The following is a 17,942-nucleotide window of genomic DNA, read 5'->3' on the forward strand; positions in this document are numbered from 1 at the left end:
GTATTCTTGTACGAAGAATCACATATTACTAGGAGGATGATTATGTCACATATTCGTTTTGATTATTCAAATGTCGGTACATTTATTGGTGAGCATGAATTAGGTTACATGCAAGCAGAAGTTACTGCAGCCCACAATACATTGCGTGAGGGAACTGGACCAGGAAATGATTTCCGTGGTTGGATTGACTTACCAGAAAACTATGATAAAGAAGAATTTGCTCGCGTTAAAAAAGCAGCAGAAAAAATTCAATCAGATTCAGATATTTTAATCGTCATCGGAATCGGTGGATCATACTTAGGAGCTAAAGCTGCTATCGACTTTTTAAACCACTCATTCTACAATCTTTTAGATAACGAAGAAAGAAAAACACCACAAGTATTCTTTGCTGGAAATTCTATCAGCTCAACTTATTTAGCTGATTTAATCCAAATTATTGGCGACAAAGACTTCTCAGTGAATGTTATTTCTAAATCTGGTACAACTACTGAACCAGCGATTGCTTTTAGAGTCTTTAAAGATTTATTAGAGAAAAAATACGGTAAAGAAGAAGCAAACAAACGTATCTATGCAACAACTGATAAAGCACGTGGCGCTGTTAAAACAGAAGCTGACGTTGAAGGTTGGGAAACCTTTGTTATTCCTGATGATGTTGGGGGACGATTCACTGTGTTAACACCAGTTGGATTACTTCCAATCGCTGTAACAGGTGCTAACATTGATGAGTTAATGAAAGGTGCTGCTGACGCTCGTGTTGCTTACAGCTCTGATGATTTAACAAAAAATGAAGCGTATCAATATGCCGCATTACGTAACATTTTATACCGTAAAGGAAAAGTAACGGAGTTATTAATCAATTACGAACCAAACTTACAATACTTCTCTGAATGGTGGAAACAATTATTCGGCGAGTCTGAAGGGAAAGACCAAAAAGGTATCTACCCATCAAGCGCGAACTTCTCAACTGACTTACATTCATTAGGTCAATACATTCAAGAAGGACGTCGTAACATTTTTGAGACAGTTATTAAAGTAGACAAACCTCGTAAAAATGTGGAAATTCCAGTACTTGATCAAGACTTAGATGGTTTAGGTTACATTCAAGGAAAAGAAATTGATTTTGTTAACACAAAAGCATTTGAAGGAACACTTTTAGCACATACAGATGGTGGCGTACCAAACTTTGTGGTAAATATCCCTGAAACGGATGCTTATACACTAGGCTACTTAATGTACTTCTTTGAAATCGCAGTTGGTATTTCTGGTTATTTAAATGGCGTAAACCCATTTGACCAACCAGGTGTAGAAGCATACAAGAAAAATATGTTTGCTTTACTTGGAAAACCAGGCTTTGAAGAGTTAGCAAAAGAATTAAATGAACGTCTTAAATAAGACTAATATAAGTGTCTGGCAATATTGCCAGGCACTTTTTTAATGCCAGACACGATTTACAAGGTATTAAATGTAAAATTCATTCCTATAATTAGTTAAGATAAGAGGATACCACAACTAAGAAAACTAGCCTAAGAGATGATTAAAAATAAAATATAATCAACTTTTAGTTAGAGTTACTTTACACTTATCAAAAGGAGAATGTATATATGTTGATTATCTCAAGTACAAAAGAGTACTTGAAAAGATCAAAAAACCTTCCAATTAATTGGAAGGAATGATTAGGGTGCTTTAGTCCCGAACATATTCATTTTTGGTTTTGGAATTTCCTTGTTGTGCTGAGCGGCTAACTCCATTGCCTTGACGTACAAATCTAACTTTTGTTCAAGAGTCAACTCTTTTTTTTCAGACATTAAAACAGATTGAGCAAATTTTTCTTTATCAATATAAATCATACGTTTCACCCACCTTTAGTCATTCTACTATTATATTATAGCAAAAGATGAACAAAAAAAGTGTTTGAAATATGAGATTATTTTGTGAAATATTTTTTATTAGTGATAAAAGATGGTATAATACTGAGATAGGAATAATTAGACTATTAAGGAGAAAGAGTTTATGATGGCTAAAGATTTTGTTGAGGAACTATCTCATTTAAAGGCTATACTCGTTTTAGAAGAAAATGTTGATATGGGTCGTTTTAATCAGTTGTATAATACTGCAATTGATCAGATGATTCAAGGTGGGCGAGTTAACAAAGAGATGATGGAAGAATTATTATATTTTAGAAATTTAATTAATCATTAAAGATTAATAGTTATGACACAAAGTTTTTTGGGGGTGAAAAGATGAAAAATATTGTACGATTTATGAGTGTGTTTATAATTATTGGTGCATACAATACACGTTTTTCATTCTTATCATTAAATATCTTCTTAGCTTATATTCCACTAGAATTATCATTTCAGTTTTTTCGTGTGAAACATTCTTATTTAAAGCTAGGTATAGCAGCATTATTTATGCTCTATTTCCCTAATATACCATATTTAGTGACAGATATTATTCATATGGATATATTAAATATATATAATCAATTTACCGGTGATAGTATTAAAAACTTAAGTGATTGGGCGTTGACAATCGTTCTTTTTTTATCGGTTTTTAGTTTTGTTCTTTTAGGATTTGGTCAACTTCTTAAACTCATGATGTATACTAAAAAACGATATGATTTATCAACAGTACAAGTCAATCTAGCTTTAACGTCAATTTGTTTCTTATCGTCACTAGGAATTTACGCTGGAAGATTTCCACCGCGATTTCATTCGATTGATATTTTCAGTAGACCGTGGTATGTGTTTAAAACCATCTTCTTTGATTGGTCAGTTGTAAAATTAGAAATAGTGTTACTATTTTTATTTTTACATTTATGTATTATAGGTGTGATGACCATGAATCGACAGTTATCAAAATTAAACTAAAAAACTCATCGACAACTTATGAAAATAAGTTCGATGAGTTTTTTTAATAGTTTTCTGCTCCTTTTTTAAGGAACATTAAAGATGCAGCAGCTAAAATACCAAGTGCTAGGAAATAAATGAAAGCTGATAAATACGAATCTGAACTATCAACTAAGGCACCAATGATAATTTGAGCAGTCGCACCACCTAGAATACCACCAGTTGAGATGGTTGAGTAGCTTGGGGCGAAATTTTTTCCAGTAAACACTTTTAACGGAATGGTCATCAAGGTAACAAAGGCAACAGTCATACTTAATGTTGCTAAACCTAATATAAGGATGAACAAAGCTAAAGAGTGCACATAATAAGATAAAAAGACAAGAGATGAACCGATGATAGCCATTATTTTAATCACAAGCGTGTCTTTATCAGCGAAAAACTTGCTGACAACAAAACTACCACCAATTGCTCCAACCAAAGCAAATACACCAACGCATGAGCTGACAAAACCTGATTGTGTTAATGTAATCCCACGTTGACTGGTTAAAAAGCTCGGTAACCAGTTGTTAATACCATAAAGTAAGCTATTAACAAAAAAAGCAGCTGCAAATAAAGTCCAGATGTTACGGTTTTTCCAAATTTTTAGTAAGGAAACTTTTTCAGTGTCTTCTTTAATCATTTCTTCTGCTTGTTTTTGTGGAGTTGGAATTCCTTTTGCAATAATGAATGACGCTACAATGGCTAAAATAGTTAGTAATATATAAGCAAATTTCCAGTTGTATTTGTCAATGATTGGTGAGAGTAAAACAGGACCAATCACACCAGCAATACCAGAAGATGAAATGAGAATTCCTTTAGCAAATGTTCGTCGTTCTATTGGAAAATGATCGATGATTTCTTTACTTGATGCTGATGGGTAACCAGAGTGAGCTAACATTCCGGTTAATAGACGAATGGCTAATAACATCGTCACTGTTTGACCAAAGCTAAAGATTAAATCAAATACCCCAATCATAAAGACGGACCAGATTAGCACTTTTTTTGCACCAAATTTATTAATTGCAAAACTCATTGGGACTTGCATGATAGCATATCCAATAAAAAAAGCACTCAAAATAAGTCCTTTTTGGCTTTCTGTCATGGGGATGTCTTTACTAATTGAAATAATTGAAATACCAACAGACAATTTATCGATATAGACTATCACGTAGCCTAAAAATAATGTCGAGAGTAAAAGAGATAAATTTACTTGATTTTTTGTGTTGTTCATACGCATATCCTTTCCTACTAACAATATCAGTATTTATTAAATATACAGTTTTTTTAAAACGTTGTAAATTAAATTTAAAAACTTCATATAATTTTCGGAAAAAATGTGACTTTGCAAGATGTCTTGTTTTATTATAGAATAAGTGATGTTGCAAAAGAATGGGGGAATACCTGTTCTTTACATCGGCGAAAAGATAGCCTATTATTGATTAGAACAAGCAACTAACTTGTTTACGTTATGATGCTAGAAAAGGAGTTTACCTATGTCAAAAGAAATAAATAGACAATACGATGATTCATCCATTCAAGTATTAGAAGGTCTAGAGGCGGTAAGAAAACGTCCAGGGATGTATATTGGATCAACAGACTCTAAAGGATTACATCATTTGGTTTTTGAAATTTTTGATAATGCAGTTGATGAGGCGTTGTCAGGATATGGAACGGAAATTGATGTCACCATACATAAAGATAATAGTATCAGTGTGAAAGACTATGGTCGCGGTATGCCAACTGGTATCCATGCTTCAGGAAAACCTACTATAGAAGTTATTTTTACTGTGTTACATGCGGGAGGAAAGTTCGGTCAAGGTGGTTATAAAACATCAGGTGGTCTTCATGGTGTTGGGGCAAGTGTCGTAAATGCCTTATCAAGTTCACTTACGGTAGAAACAATAAAAGATGGCCAAATGGCGACACTAGCTTTTAAAGATGGTGGACACACAGATGGCAAATTTAAAAAGAGTAAAACGTCAAATAAACAAAATGGCTCAACGATTACATTTAAACCAGATGCGTCAATTTTTTCGACGACAGTGTTTTCATATGATGTGTTATCAGAGCGTTTAAGAGAGTCAGCTTTTTTACTTAAAGGCATTAAAATCACGTTAACAGATGAACGTGAAGGCCAAGAAAAAGAAGACGTCTTTTTATACGAGGATGGGATTAAAGAATTTATTGCTTACTTAAATGAAAGCAAAGATGATCTATCACCGATTGTTTATTTTGCTGGCGAAAAAGAAGGCATCGAAGTTGAATTTGCCTTCCAATATAATGATGGCTATTCTGAAAACATTTTATCTTTTGTAAACAACGTACGTACAAGAGATGGTGGAACGCATGAAGTTGGGATGAAGACAGCTCTAACCAAATCCTTTAATGAGTATGCTAGAAAAACAGGTTTATTAAAAGAAAAAGATAAAAACCTTGAAGGCAGTGACTTTAGAGAAGGATTGTCAGCGATTATTAGTGTGCGTATACCAGAAAATTTACTTCAATTTGAAGGACAAACAAAAGGTAAATTAGGGACACCTGCTGCTAGGACGATTGTTGAAACAGTTATTAGTGACCAATTAGGATTTTACTTACTCGAAAACAATGATTTATCACAAATGCTTGTCAAAAAAGCTCTAAAAGCTCGTGAAGCAAGAGAAGCCGCACGAAAAGCCCGTGAAGATAGTCGTAATGGAAAAAAACGTCGCAAGGGTGAATCCTTACTATCTGGTAAATTAACGCCAGCTCAGTCACGTAATCCAAAGAAAAATGAATTATACCTAGTCGAAGGGGATTCTGCCGGAGGATCGGCTAAACAAGGCCGCGACAGAAAATTTCAAGCGATTTTACCACTTCGAGGGAAAGTTATTAACACTGAAAAAGCAAAACTACAAGACATATTAAAAAATGAAGAAATCAATACCATGATTTATACAATCGGTGCTGGTGTTGGTCCTGATTTTCAAATAGATGATGTGAATTACGATAAAGTCATCATCATGACCGATGCGGATACAGATGGGGCACATATTCAAGTACTTCTACTGACATTTTTCTATCGCTACATGAAACCACTAGTCGAAGCAGGGAAAGTTTATATCGCTTTGCCACCACTTTATCGAGTGAGTAAAGGTCGCGGTAAGACTGAACAGCTTGAATATGCGTGGACAGATGATGAAATGGCTGATATCACAAAACGTATGGGTAAAGGTTACTTAATCCAACGTTACAAAGGTCTTGGTGAAATGAATGCAGACCAGTTATGGGAGACAACGATGAATCCTGACACAAGAACCTTGATTCGTGTGACCATTGATGACTCTGCTCGTGCCGAAAGACGTGTGACAACCTTAATGGGAGATAAAGTAGAGCCACGTCGTAAATGGATTGAAGAACATGTTCAATTTACGTTAGAAGAAGATGGTAGTATTTTAGAAAACCATGACATCATTGAGGAACAGACAACTCATGATGTAGAAGACATCGAAGAAATAAATTTATTTGATTAGTTAGTACCAATAAAAGGAGAGAACAAGAATGAATCAAGAGCATGGGATTCAAAATCTTAGTCTTGAAGATGTAATGGGGGACCGATTTGGTCGATACTCAAAATACATCATCCAAGATAGAGCCTTACCTGATATAAGAGATGGATTAAAACCTGTTCAACGTCGTATTCTATTTTCGATGAATAAAGACGGCAATACTTATGAAAAAAGTTTTAGAAAATCGGCAAAATCTGTCGGAAATATTATGGGGAATTATCATCCTCATGGGGATAGTAGTATTTACGAAGCAATGGTGCGTATGAGTCAAGATTGGAAGTTACGTGAGCCGTTAATCGAAATGCATGGGAACAACGGGAGTATGGACGGTGACCCTCCTGCTGCGATGCGTTATACTGAAGCACGTTTATCAAAACTTAGTGGTGAATTATTAAAAGATATCGAAAAAGAAACCGTGGATTTTGTTTGGAACTTTGATGACACAGAAAAAGAACCAACTGTTTTACCCGCAGGATTTCCTAACCTATTAGTTAATGGATCAACAGGAATTTCAGCCGGTTATGCGACAGAAATTCCGACACATAATTTAGGTGAGGTGATAGATGGCACTATTTATTTAGTCGATCACCCAAATGCTAGTGTGGAAAAATTAATGGAATTTATTCCGGGACCAGATTTTCCGACAGGTGCGATTCTTCAAGGGAAAAAAGAATTGAAAAAAGCCTACGAAACTGGAAAGGGACGAGTGATTATTCGCTCTAAGACAGAAATCGAACCACTAAAAGGTGGACGAGAGCAAATCGTGATTACGGAAATTCCTTATGAAGTCAATAAAGCCAACTTAGTGAAAAAAATGGATGAGTTACGTTTAACAAAACGCGTAGAAGGGATATCAGAGGTCAGAGATGAAACAGACAGAACTGGATTGCGTATTGTTGTTGAGCTACGTAAAGAAGTGGATGCAGAAGGAATTCTAAACTATCTACTGAAAAATACAGAGCTTCAAGTGAATTATAACTTCAATATGGTGGCAATTAACCAATTAAGACCACAACAAGTGGGATTAAAAGATATTTTAGAAGGCTACATCACTCACCGTAAACAAGTGATTATTGACCGAAGTCAGTTTGATTTAAATAAAGCGAAAAAACGCGAGCATATTGTCTTAGGTTTAATGAAAGCTTTGTCTATTTTAGATGATGTGATTCGTATTATTCGTCAAAGTAAAGACAAAAAGAATGCCAAAGACAATTTGATTTCAGCGCATGATTTTAGTGAAGAACAAGCAGAAGCTATCGTGTCACTACAATTATACCGCTTAACCAATACAGATATCACAGCGCTTGAGCAAGAAGCAGCTGAGTTGGAAGAGCAAATCAAAGCACTTGAATTAATCATTAATAACCCAAGCGAATTATTAAAAGTCATGAAAAAAGAGCTTCGAGAAGTGAAGAAAAACTATGATACAGATAGACGAACTGTGTTAGAAGATAAGATTGAAGAAATCAATATTGAAACAGCTGTCATTGTGCCGCAAGAAGATGTGATGGTTAGTGTCACACGAGAAGGTTACGTGAAACGTAGTAGCTTACGTTCATACGGTGCCTCAAAAGAAGACGACATCGAAATGAAAGACACCGATGAATTGATTTATTCCGGTCAATTAAATACCCATCATCACGTGTTGTTTGTTACAACAAAGGGGAATATAATTTATCGACCTGTGCATGAATTAACAGATAAGAGATGGAAGGATGTCGGTGAACATTTTTCACAAACATTGAGTACACTCTTACCAAATGAGCAGATTTTAAAAGTATTTCCATATGAAACCCTAGACGATACAACAGAATTTGTCTTTGTCACAAAAGAAGGAATGATTAAACGCACATTGATGAATGAATTTGCTAGCTGGCGAACATATAAGAGTCGCCCGTTGATGTGTATGAAGCTTAAAACAGAGACAGACGAGTTGATTAGCGCTAACTTAATTGATTCTACAAAAGCTTATGATGTCACATTAATTAGTCATTTAGGTTTTGGTTTACGTTATGATTTAAGCGAGGTGCCAACAGTTGGCGCAAAAGCGTCAGGCGTGAAAGCTATTAACTTAAAAGAGGGAGACTATTTAGTTTCCACCCATATTTTCTTAAGTGATGCGAAAGAGCATTTCGTGACACTTGTGACACAACGAGGTTCGGTTAAGAAAATGGATATTCTTGAGATTAATAAATTAGGCCGTGCCAAACGTGGTTTGATGGTTTTAAGAGAATTGAAAAATAATCCGCATCGTGTCTATGCTAGTCTTTCAACAAATGATCAAAATGAGTTAATAATAGTAGAAACTGAAAATGGTGCAAGTTATACATTGGATGTAAAAGACATACCTGTCAATGATCGGACGTCTAACGGATCATTTGCGACAAATGAAAAAACAGATGGCAAAATCACCAAGATAAGTATTTCACAAAAAGAGAACATAGAATAGTTAAAAAGAAGAAATCGTTTAATGGTTTCTTCTTTTTCTGTTATACGACACAATATGAAATGTAATCGCTGTTATAATACAGATGGTACAGTAAAGTAGAACAGTTGTTACACTTTAGCCTCCTTAATAAAACCTTAAGAAACTGTATAAACACGCGATTAAAAGCATATTGTGTTTTTTTTAACAAAAATTGTATTTTTTTTCACTATAACACTTGCGTGAATCTGTTTTTGTGTTATACTGAACATGTAAAGAAATTAAAAATAAAACTTTGAAACAACTAACTTAAGGAGGTTCTCATATTATGGGATACTGGGACGGATTTAAAGGTAGTAAATGGCGCACAACTGTGGATGTTAGAGATTTTATTCAAGCAAACTACACAGAATACAAAGGTGACGACAGTTTCTTAGAGCCAGCTGCTGACAGCACAGAAAAATTATGGACAAAACTACAAGAATTATTTGAAGTTCAACACGAACAAAATGGTGTTTATGACATGGATAATAACATCCCTGCTACAGTAACATCACATGAACCTGGTTACTTAATTAAAGAAGAAGAAAAAATCGTTGGGTTACAAACTGATGTTCCATTGAAACAAGCATTCATGCCATTTGGTGGTATTAACATGGCAAACAACGCTTTAGTATCAAATGGATACGAAGTTGATGATGAAATGACTAAAATCTTTTCTGACTGGAGAAAAACTCATAACCAAGGTGTATTTGATGCTTACACTCCAGAAATGAGAGCCGCTCGTAAAAATAAAATTATTACAGGTCTTCCAGATGCTTATGGTCGTGGACGTATTATCGGTGACTACCGTCGTTTAGCATTATACGGAATTGACTTCTTAATCGCTGAAAAGAAAAAAGACTTATCTAACGTAGGTAACAAAGTGATGACAGATGATGTTATCCGTTTACGTGAAGAAGTGTCTGATCAAATCAAAGCATTAGTTGACATTAAAGAAATGGCGACTTACTACGGATTTGATATTTCTAAACCTGCTAAAAACGCTCAAGAAGCTATCCAATGGTTATACTTCGGTTACTTAGCAGCCATTAAATCTCAAAATGGTGCAGCTATGTCAATCGGACGTATCTCTGCATTCTTAGATATCTATATCCAACGTGATTTAGAAAATGGCGTAATCAACGAAGCTGAAGCACAAGAATTAATTGACCACTTAATTATGAAATTACGTATGGTTAAATTTGCTCGTACGCCTGAATACAACCAATTATTCTCTGGATACCCAATTTGGGCAACATTATCAATTGCTGGTATGGGAATTGACGGACGTTCATTAGTAACTAAAAATGATTTCCGTATCTTACATACATTAACAAACATGGGACCATCTCCAGAACCAAACTTAACAGTATTGTATTCTTCTCATTTACCAGAAGGATTCAGAACTTACGCAGCTAAAATTGCGAAAGAAAGTTCTTCAATCCAATTTGAAAATGACGATTTATTACGTGCTAACTGGGGATCAGATGACTGTGCGATTGCTTGTTGTGTGTCTGCCACTGTTATGGGTAAAGACATGCAATTCTTCGGAGCTCGTGCTAACTTAGCTAAAGCTGTGTTATATGCAATCAACGGTGGGGTTGACGAAGTGACAAAAGCACAAGTTGCACCTCGTTTCCGTCCAATGACTGGTGATACATTAAACTATGATGAATTCATCACTCGTTACAAAGATATGTTAGATTGGTTAGCAGAATTATATGTAAATACATTAAACGTTATCCATTACATGCATGATAAATATGCTTATGAAGCACCACAATTAGCATTCATGGATACTGACTTAAAACGTACATTCGCAACAGGTATCGCTGGTATCTCTCATGCGGCTGATAGTATCATGGCTATCAAACATGGTAACGTACAAGTTATCCGTGACGAAGATGGTTTAGCAGTTGACTATGTACCACAAAATGAGTTCCCAACTTACGGAAATGACAATGAAGAAGCAGATGCTATGGCAAACTGGATCTTAGATTACTTCATGACTCAAATTAAACGTCAACATACTTATAGAAACTCAACACCTACAACATCATTATTAACGATTACTTCTAATGTTGTTTATGGTAAAGCAACTGGTAACACACCAGACGGACGTCGTGCAGGTAAACCATTAGCACCAGGTGCTAACCCAAGTTACCAAGATGGTAAATTCTTAGGTGAGAAAAATGGTCTTTTAGCATCATTAAACTCAACTGCAAGACTTGCTTACACATCAGCTTTAGACGGTATCTCAAATACACAAACTATTAACCCTAATGGTTTAGGTAAAGATGATGATACTCGTATAAACAACTTACGTAACGTAATGGATGGCTACTTCGATAGAGGTGGATACCACTTGAACGTGAACGTCTTTACAACTGACTTATTATTAGACGCTCAAGCTCATCCAGAAAAATATCCAAATTTAACTATCCGTGTATCTGGATACGCAGTTAAATTCCGTGATTTAACTCCAGAACAACAAGCAGACGTTATTTCTCGTACTGCTCATGATAGAATGTAATTAAACAATCAGTAAAATAAAAGGATGGCTGTTTTAGCGGTCATCCTTTTTTTAAAAGCAAAGTTAGGAAGTGACGATAATGACAGAATCAGTAACAGGAAGAATTCACTCAACAGAAAATTTAGGGACAGTTGACGGTCCAGGTGTACGTTTTATAGTCTTTATGCAAGGATGTAAAATGCGTTGCCAGTTTTGTCATAATCCTGATACTTGGAAAATCGGTGGAGGACGTGAAGTGACAACTGATGAAATATTAGAAGAAGCTCTACGTTATAAATCTTACTGGGGCGAAGATGGCGGCATTACAATTAGTGGTGGTGAGCCATTACTTCAACTTGATTTCATCATTGATTTGTTTAAAAAAGCAAAAAAACATGGGATTCATACAACGGTGGATACTTGTGGTAAACCATTTACTTTTGAAGAACCATTTTTTAGTAAATTCAATGAAATGTTGAAATACACTGATCTGTTTCTTTTTGATATCAAACATATCGATCAACAAGGTCACAAAGAACTAACAATGCATACTAATGATAACATTCTTGAAATGGCTAAGTATTTATCTGATATTGGTCAACCTGTATGGATTCGACATGTTTTAGTACCGCAAAGAACAGACTATGATGAATTTTTAGTTCGTCTAGACGATTTCATAAAAGAATTAAAAAATGTCGACAAAGTCGAAGTGTTGCCATATCACACAATGGGGCTTTTCAAATGGAAAGACTTAGGAATTGATTACCCATTAAAAGGAATTGACCCACCAACTCAAGAACGAGTAAAAAATGCCCAAGAATTACTTCATACTGCAGACTATAATAAGTATAAAGAAAAGCGCCCGGTTAAATAGTTAGTTAAAAAGATTAGGAACAAGTTTCCTAGTCTTTTTTTGTTTAGGAATGGCTCAACAGATGGTCTGATAGAAAATCGTTCTTAAGTTGGATTTAAATTATATTAAACGACCGTTATAATAAAAGTATGTTAAATAAAGAAAAGGGGAGAACAACACATGAAAAAAATTATTTTATTAAGTAGTGCAGTATTATCATTGGGGGTATTTGCTGGGTGCTCATCTCAGTCAACCAACTCAACAAATACAGGAAAATCATCCAGTTCACAAGTAGCTAGTTCAAGTAGTCAAACTAAGGCGTCATCAAGTCAATCCACAAGCAGCTCAACTGCCGCATCTGATGGTACTGTTTATAATGTTAGTTTATCTGATGCCATTGATACATATAAAGAAAATTACCCAGATACAGATATTACATCTATTAGCTTGGACACAAGTTTAGGCAAAAGTTTTTATTCAATTGAAGGGGTAGATGATAACAAAGAATATGAATTAAAAATTAACACAGACACAAAAGAGGTAAAAAAAGATCGCGAAGAATCATTAGATCGTGATGAAAAAAATGGCGTGAAGCGAAAAGAAAACAAATTAAATTTAGTAGATATGAAAGACATGTCAGAAATTTTTGATATTGCAGTCAAAGAAGCCGGTTTTGGTAAAGTAGTGGATTGGGAAATTAAAGAAAAACTAGGTGTTACTTATTGGGAAGTATCTGTTGAAGAAGGTATGACGAAAGAAGTTGATTACAAAATAAATGCTCAAACTGGTGAAATCATTGAAACTGACGCAGATTAATGAAAAAGATAGATTAGTGTTTGGCTAATCTATCTTTTTTTACTACATGGTTTTATTTAATTTGTTAATAAAGTAAACGGTCAAAATAGAGTGAATTGCAAATAGACCGACAAGAGTGGCTGTTACCCAAAGTGATTGTTGTGTCGCTGACGTGATTAACGATAAAATCACGACAAGGATGGATAAAATTGATCCAGATTTTGCAAGAGCCATTGTCTTGATTTCGATATTTCTTGGGTCATTTGCTTCTACTTTGTATTCTTTTGCGTATTGAGGGTTATGGACAAATTTTTTGTATTTTATAACATTCGCAACAGCCCCACCAATAAAGCCAGATCCTAACCCTATTGAAATGGGAGATAGGTCGGAGTCGACTAGTAAGCCGAAAAATAGTAGGGCAATTCCTGCGATTAGTAATAATAAACTAGCTGTTTTTTTCTTTTTCATAGTGTGTCTCTCCTTTGATTATTCGTCATCATCTTCAAGTAAAAAGATGTCTTCAACGGCTACATTAAAAAATTTTCCGATTTTTAAGGCGAGTATAATAGAGGGATTATACTTTCCTTTTTCTAAAGAAATGATAGTCTGTCGTGAAATATCTAAAGCATTAGCTAAATCTTGTTGGGTCATCCTTTTTTCTTTTCTAATTTTGGTTAAATTGTTTTTCATGGCTCCTCCTTTTGTAAAGCGTCCTTTACATTTATAGAATACAGCTTAATGGTTTTTATGTCAAGTGTCCTTTACATTTTTGGATTATAAATTTTTGAATGCTCTTTTTTAAAATTATGATATAATGTTAAATGTATGACATTAACTGGAGGGATATATCACTATGACAAAGGTATTAATTTTTGGTCATCAAAATCCGGATACAGATGCGATTGCTTCAGCGATTTCATTTGCTTATCTACAAAATAAACTAGGTGTAAACGCCGAGGCAGTAGCTCTTGGAGAACCTAATGAAGAAACGGCTTATGCATTAAATCACTTTAAAGTTGACGCGCCAAGAGTTGTTGAGAGTTGCGCGAATGAAACAACACAAGTCATGTTAGTCGATCACAATGAAGCACAACAAAGTGTGGGTGATATCAAAGAGTTAGAAGTACTAGCAGTGGTAGATCATCACCGTATTGCAAACTTTGAAACAGCAAATCCTTTGTACTATCGTGCAGAACCTGTAGGATGTACAAACACAATTATCTTGAAAATCTTTAAAGAGCATGGTGTTGACATTCCAAAAGAGATTGCCGGAATGATGTTATCAGCTATTGTATCTGATTCATTACTATTCAAATCACCAACATGTACCGATGAAGATGTTAAAGCAGCAAAAGAATTAGCTGAGATTGCTGGTGTTGATTTAGAAAGCTATGGCTTAGAAATGCTTAAAGCAGGAACCAATCTTTCAACTAAAACAGCAGTGGAATTAATCAATGCAGATGCTAAAACATTCCCAATGGCTGATAAATCAGTTCGTATTGGTCAAGTAAACACAGTTGATGTGAATGATGTATTATCTCGTCAATCAGAATTAGAAGAAGCAATGGCAAAAGAAAATGCTGATAACGGATTTGACTTATTTGTATTAGTGATTACAAATATTTTAGACAGTGATTCAGTGATCCTTGTAGTAGGAGAGCCTAAAGAAAAAATAGAAACAGCATTTAATGTGACGCTTGAAAACAATACGGCAGAATTAGCTGGTGTTGTGTCACGTAAAAAACAAGTGGTACCACCATTAACAAACGCATTTAATGCATAAAACAACAAAGAGGAAAATCTCTGAGGAAACTTGGAGATTTTTTTAAACTGAGGAGGTCAGCTGTATGTATCGGTTGGTTACATTAAATAAAACACCAGCGAAAAGACAGTTAATGAATGACGAAGCATTTGCTCAAGTCCTTAACTTCCTCATATCTGAGTCAAAGCATGTGACATTAAGAGAAGTAAAACGATCACTGCCGCAACTCAGTGAAATCGAGAAAAAAATGGAAGATTGGGTCAATCTTGGGGTGATCTCTCGTCATCATGGTCGATATAGCTTAATTGGTGACACCATATCTAAAGGTCAACAGGCTGAGCGAATGACGATGCTTGAGTCGTCTTTTATAGACTGGTTAGACGTTGCTCTTGAGCAGATTAATGCACTAAAAATAACAACTAAAGAAAGAAGTTTTTATTTAATTCATGCTTTGGTGAGCCAATTAGAGTGCAGTGAACCAAGTATATATTTTATTGAGCAGTCACCCAGTTTAGATGATATTCTCTCGCTCCCAGTTTATCTTCAAAAATTGTCCGGTATAAAAACGGATATTTATTCATATGAACGACTGGATGAATTAGATGGCACACATACATTAGCTTCATATTTTTATGAACAACGCTATCAAGTATCAACTAATAGTAAGATGTATATGATGATAAATCGTTTGCTAGGAGATGTTAATCCATCGTATTATATTCATTATGTCGAACGAAAACTCCGCCGAATCAAAAAAGGGCGTCAGATTCCTGTTGCATCGCAAGATATCTTTTTAGAAAGTTTGTTAGTATTAAATTATTTGACAGATAATGATGGCTACTATGATTCTAATCTTACGGTAATCACTGACGACTTGCTTAACCAGTTTAAAACGATTGTACAACCTTTAGTTGATGGCTTACTACTTAATGAGATTGACTTGTTGTACTTAGTGGGATGGCTAAAAAGTAATGGTTTAGTTGATGATGAATCAGTACTCGTGGGGGTATACGAATTCTTAGGCATAAAAGTTGGATAAACCGATTTCTCTTTATATAATGATAAAGAGAAAAGAGGGAAAACGATGTTTAAACAAGTAAAAGAAATAAATAAGTTAAATGAATTGGTACAAAAAGAAGGGTTGACTCTAGTGTATTTTAGTCAACCAAATTGTAGTGTTTGCCATGGGTTGAAACCGCAAGTGAAAAGTAAATTAGCTGAGTTTAGTGAAGATATCACATTTTTGGATGTCAATACATTTGATATTCCAGAAGTATCAGGTGAATATCAAGTGATGACTGTACCAGTTATTTTATTGTTTTTAGACGGAAAAGAATATTTAAGAAAGGCGAGGTTTGTTCCAGTTGTTGAACTATATAATGACGTGAAAAAAATAGTCGATGGTGTTAATAGCATGAACTAATCTTTTTAAGGAGATAGTATATGAAAGTTTTTAAACGAATTTTTTCTATTTTAATTTTATTAATTATTATTGGTGGTGTGGGGTACTACTTTTACACTGAACAAGTAAAAGGTGGTGCTCCAGATGTGGTTGCTAAAGATACAGGAAGTATTGATTTATCAAAAATTGAGCAAACAGATGATTCTAAAACAACTGAAGGCGAATATAAAGAAGAATTTGAGTCTTGGGATGCTTTAGATGAAAAAGCGAAAGATGATCAATATGTACTAGATCAGTATCCTGATAAGACGTTGTATTTGATATCAGCAACCAAACAAGCTAATGGAAAAGTCTTAGCAGTATTTGATGATCAACCAATTAAAGACAAAAAATGAAAAAAGGACAGTGTCTTTTATAGACAGTGTCTTTTTTTATATAAAAAAATTCACGTATACCACTTTTATATTGAATAAAATTTGAGTTGTTATCAGAAAATAATGGTAAGGGTTTCATAATAAATTGAAATAAAATAAGCAAGTACTCATCCGATGGTGGGGGTGAATACTTGCTCTAATAACTGGATTCGTCCAATGTCATTACTCCTTAATTAATAGATTTAAATTGTTTTTTGCTTCTTCAATAGTAGCACCAGTTGCAAAGACTTCATCGTTTGTTGCGTCAAACACAATAAAAATGTTTTCATCTGTATTTAAAGTGACACGATATGAAATAGCTTGTTGTGTAAACACCATTGTATCATTCCTCCTTTTCAAGAACGTATGGAATATATCTCTTAACCACATTTCTAATTTAACATATACCAATTTATTAATCAACAAAAATAGCGTGAAGTTTATGAATAGTTTGTAAATATTGTGTAAAAAAACATCAAGTAGACTCTTTGTGTTATTAAGTGATGTTCTTTAGAAGGGGATGATGTCACTAAAAAAACAACTCATCATGTAAAAACTATTTACAATCTGTAAAACGTTACTTATACTTCTAATTATTGTTATTTTAGGAGGGATTTTATGGAATGGATTAAATTAATTGGGATTCTAATTATTTTAGTCGGATTTATGTTTAAATTTGATACAATAGCCGTCGTGATTGTCGCAGCACTTTCAACTGCACTTGTATCAGGAATGTCATTTTATGAGTTTTTCACTATGCTAGGAGAAGCATTTGTCAAGAATCGATTGGTTACTATCTTTTTATTGACGTTACCAATGATTGGACTATCAGAACGTTTTGGGCTAAGACAACAAGCAGTTATTTTGATTAAAAAAATAAAAGGCCTAACGCCTGGTAAATTCATTACGCTTTATACAGCTTTACGTGAATTAGCTGGATTATTTGGTCTTCGTTTGTCTGGACATCCTCAATTTGTGCGACCAATTGTCAATCCAATGGCTCAAGCTGCTGCCAAACATACTTATGGTGAGATCACAAGAGAGGATGAGGATAAAATTAAAGCACGTTCAGCTGCTAGTGAAAACTTTGGGAACTTTTTTGCTCAAAATACATTTATTGCATCTGCTGGCGTGTTGCTTATTTATGGTACGTTAAAAGATTTAGGCTATGAAGTTAGTGATGCAAGTATTGCACGTATGGCACTTCTTGTCGCAGTGATTGCATTGGTGTTATCAGCTTTATCAAATTGGTTATTTGATAGAAAATTAGCAAAAAAATATAAAAAGATGAAAGGAGAATAGAAG

The 17,942-nt window shown here is 34.5% G+C and carries 18 protein-coding genes; 13 read left to right on the plus strand and 5 right to left on the minus strand.

The window, feature by feature from the left end; translation table 11 throughout:
* Nucleotides 1-42 precede the first annotated feature (42 nt).
* The gene (locus tag BW731_RS11305; protein ID WP_079348252.1) at nt 43-1,392 is read left to right on the plus strand and encodes a glucose-6-phosphate isomerase; all 1,350 of its coding nucleotides are present in this window, start codon (nt 43-45) and stop codon (nt 1,390-1,392) included.
* A gap of 281 nt (nt 1,393-1,673) precedes the next feature.
* On the opposite strand, the gene BW731_RS12665 is transcribed toward BW731_RS11305, so the two are convergent.
* Nucleotides 1,674-1,847, minus strand: coding sequence for a hypothetical protein (locus BW731_RS12665; protein WP_158080218.1), 174 nt, complete (start codon nt 1,845-1,847; stop codon nt 1,674-1,676).
* Nucleotides 1,848-2,010: 163 nt separating this feature from the next.
* Here BW731_RS12665 and BW731_RS11310 point away from each other — a divergent pair, with 163 nt between their 5' ends.
* Together BW731_RS11310 and BW731_RS11315 are read left to right on the plus strand one after the other, a co-directional pair.
* Entirely contained in the window at nt 2,011-2,199 is a 189-nt protein-coding gene (locus BW731_RS11310; RefSeq protein ID WP_079348253.1) for a hypothetical protein, read from the plus strand.
* A 41-nt stretch (nt 2,200-2,240) separates the two neighbouring features.
* Nucleotides 2,241-2,870, plus strand: a complete 630-nt coding sequence (locus BW731_RS11315) for a DUF1361 domain-containing protein (RefSeq protein WP_233120490.1) — start codon at nt 2,241-2,243, stop codon at nt 2,868-2,870.
* 43 nt (nt 2,871-2,913) lie between these two features.
* Here BW731_RS11315 and BW731_RS11320 read toward each other — a convergent pair whose 3' ends face one another.
* Nucleotides 2,914-4,119, minus strand: coding sequence for an MFS transporter (locus tag BW731_RS11320; protein WP_143592787.1), 1,206 nt, complete (start codon nt 4,117-4,119; stop codon nt 2,914-2,916).
* A gap of 262 nt (nt 4,120-4,381) precedes the next feature.
* On the opposite strand from BW731_RS11320, the gene parE reads away from it, so the two are divergent.
* The 5 genes from parE (at nt 4,382) to BW731_RS11345 (ending at nt 13,081) form a co-directional block, all read left to right on the plus strand.
* Complete coding sequence (gene parE, locus BW731_RS11325) at nt 4,382-6,397, plus strand: DNA topoisomerase IV subunit B (protein WP_079348255.1); 2,016 nt, start codon at nt 4,382-4,384, stop codon at nt 6,395-6,397.
* A 28-nt stretch (nt 6,398-6,425) separates the two neighbouring features.
* Nucleotides 6,426-8,882 (plus strand): DNA topoisomerase IV subunit A, encoded by a 2,457-nt coding sequence (gene parC, locus BW731_RS11330; RefSeq protein WP_079348256.1) that lies wholly within the window; start codon nt 6,426-6,428, stop codon nt 8,880-8,882.
* Nucleotides 8,883-9,186: 304 nt separating this feature from the next.
* Nucleotides 9,187-11,433 (plus strand): formate C-acetyltransferase, encoded by a 2,247-nt coding sequence (gene pflB / locus BW731_RS11335; protein ID WP_079348257.1) that lies wholly within the window; start codon nt 9,187-9,189, stop codon nt 11,431-11,433.
* A gap of 79 nt (nt 11,434-11,512) precedes the next feature.
* Nucleotides 11,513-12,286, plus strand: a complete 774-nt coding sequence (gene pflA / locus BW731_RS11340) for a pyruvate formate-lyase-activating protein (RefSeq protein ID WP_079348258.1) — start codon at nt 11,513-11,515, stop codon at nt 12,284-12,286.
* A gap of 159 nt (nt 12,287-12,445) precedes the next feature.
* A complete protein-coding gene (locus BW731_RS11345; RefSeq protein ID WP_079348259.1) occupies nt 12,446-13,081 on the plus strand; it encodes a PepSY domain-containing protein in 636 nt (211 codons plus the stop codon).
* 42 nt (nt 13,082-13,123) lie between these two features.
* Here the strand turns inward: BW731_RS11345 and BW731_RS11350 are convergent, their stop codons facing one another.
* Nucleotides 13,124-13,528, minus strand: coding sequence for a hypothetical protein (locus tag BW731_RS11350; protein ID WP_079348260.1), 405 nt, complete (start codon nt 13,526-13,528; stop codon nt 13,124-13,126).
* 18 nt (nt 13,529-13,546) lie between these two features.
* Entirely contained in the window at nt 13,547-13,750 is a 204-nt protein-coding gene (locus BW731_RS11355; RefSeq protein ID WP_079348261.1) for a helix-turn-helix transcriptional regulator, read from the minus strand.
* 163 nt (nt 13,751-13,913) lie between these two features.
* Between BW731_RS11355 and BW731_RS11360 the strand changes: the two genes are divergently transcribed.
* The 4 genes from BW731_RS11360 (at nt 13,914) to BW731_RS11375 (ending at nt 16,619) form a co-directional block, all read left to right on the plus strand.
* A complete protein-coding gene (locus BW731_RS11360) occupies nt 13,914-14,843 on the plus strand; it encodes a manganese-dependent inorganic pyrophosphatase (RefSeq protein WP_079348262.1) in 930 nt (309 codons plus the stop codon).
* 64 nt (nt 14,844-14,907) lie between these two features.
* Nucleotides 14,908-15,861, plus strand: coding sequence for a DUF1803 domain-containing protein (locus tag BW731_RS11365; RefSeq protein WP_079348263.1), 954 nt, complete (start codon nt 14,908-14,910; stop codon nt 15,859-15,861).
* A gap of 45 nt (nt 15,862-15,906) precedes the next feature.
* A complete protein-coding gene (locus BW731_RS11370) occupies nt 15,907-16,245 on the plus strand; it encodes a thioredoxin family protein (protein ID WP_079348265.1) in 339 nt (112 codons plus the stop codon).
* 20 nt (nt 16,246-16,265) lie between these two features.
* On the plus strand, nt 16,266-16,619 hold the full coding sequence (locus BW731_RS11375; RefSeq protein ID WP_079348267.1) for a hypothetical protein: 354 nt from the start codon (nt 16,266-16,268) through the stop codon (nt 16,617-16,619).
* A gap of 201 nt (nt 16,620-16,820) precedes the next feature.
* Here the strand turns inward: BW731_RS11375 and BW731_RS12750 are convergent, their stop codons facing one another.
* Nucleotides 16,821-16,976 (minus strand): hypothetical protein, encoded by a 156-nt coding sequence (locus BW731_RS12750; protein ID WP_198931947.1) that lies wholly within the window; start codon nt 16,974-16,976, stop codon nt 16,821-16,823.
* Nucleotides 16,977-17,255: 279 nt separating this feature from the next.
* On the opposite strand from BW731_RS12750, the gene BW731_RS11380 reads away from it, so the two are divergent.
* Nucleotides 17,256-17,939, plus strand: coding sequence for a DUF969 domain-containing protein (locus tag BW731_RS11380; protein WP_079348268.1), 684 nt, complete (start codon nt 17,256-17,258; stop codon nt 17,937-17,939).
* Nucleotides 17,940-17,942: the final 3 nt, after the last annotated feature.

It is taken from the genome of Vagococcus martis, assembly GCF_002026305.1.
Lineage (GTDB): Bacteria > Bacillota > Bacilli > Lactobacillales > Vagococcaceae > Vagococcus > Vagococcus martis.

Excerpts from the sequence above, each read along its gene's own strand:
- BW731_RS11370 (WP_079348265.1), top strand. The coding sequence starts at position 15,907 with ATGTTTAAACAAGTAAAAGAAATAAATAAGTTAAATGAATTGGTACAA.
- BW731_RS11375 (WP_079348267.1), top strand. The coding sequence starts at position 16,266 with ATGAAAGTTTTTAAACGAATTTTTTCTATTTTAATTTTATTAATTATT.
- BW731_RS11320 (WP_143592787.1), bottom strand. The coding sequence starts at position 4,119 with ATGAACAACACAAAAAATCAAGTAAATTTATCTCTTTTACTCTCGACA.
- parC (WP_079348256.1), top strand. The coding sequence starts at position 6,426 with ATGAATCAAGAGCATGGGATTCAAAATCTTAGTCTTGAAGATGTAATG.
- BW731_RS11360 (WP_079348262.1), top strand. The coding sequence starts at position 13,914 with ATGACAAAGGTATTAATTTTTGGTCATCAAAATCCGGATACAGATGCG.
- BW731_RS11350 (WP_079348260.1), bottom strand. The coding sequence starts at position 13,528 with ATGAAAAAGAAAAAAACAGCTAGTTTATTATTACTAATCGCAGGAATT.
- BW731_RS12750 (WP_198931947.1), bottom strand. The coding sequence starts at position 16,976 with ATGGTGTTTACACAACAAGCTATTTCATATCGTGTCACTTTAAATACA.
- BW731_RS11365 (WP_079348263.1), top strand. The coding sequence starts at position 14,908 with ATGTATCGGTTGGTTACATTAAATAAAACACCAGCGAAAAGACAGTTA.
- BW731_RS11355 (WP_079348261.1), bottom strand. The coding sequence starts at position 13,750 with ATGAAAAACAATTTAACCAAAATTAGAAAAGAAAAAAGGATGACCCAA.
- BW731_RS11345 (WP_079348259.1), top strand. The coding sequence starts at position 12,446 with ATGAAAAAAATTATTTTATTAAGTAGTGCAGTATTATCATTGGGGGTA.
- parE (WP_079348255.1), top strand. The coding sequence starts at position 4,382 with ATGTCAAAAGAAATAAATAGACAATACGATGATTCATCCATTCAAGTA.
- BW731_RS11315 (WP_233120490.1), top strand. The coding sequence starts at position 2,241 with ATGAAAAATATTGTACGATTTATGAGTGTGTTTATAATTATTGGTGCA.
- BW731_RS11305 (WP_079348252.1), top strand. The coding sequence starts at position 43 with ATGTCACATATTCGTTTTGATTATTCAAATGTCGGTACATTTATTGGT.
- pflA (WP_079348258.1), top strand. The coding sequence starts at position 11,513 with ATGACAGAATCAGTAACAGGAAGAATTCACTCAACAGAAAATTTAGGG.
- pflB (WP_079348257.1), top strand. The coding sequence starts at position 9,187 with ATGGGATACTGGGACGGATTTAAAGGTAGTAAATGGCGCACAACTGTG.
- BW731_RS11310 (WP_079348253.1), top strand. The coding sequence starts at position 2,011 with ATGATGGCTAAAGATTTTGTTGAGGAACTATCTCATTTAAAGGCTATA.
- BW731_RS11380 (WP_079348268.1), top strand. The coding sequence starts at position 17,256 with ATGGAATGGATTAAATTAATTGGGATTCTAATTATTTTAGTCGGATTT.
- BW731_RS12665 (WP_158080218.1), bottom strand. The coding sequence starts at position 1,847 with ATGATTTATATTGATAAAGAAAAATTTGCTCAATCTGTTTTAATGTCT.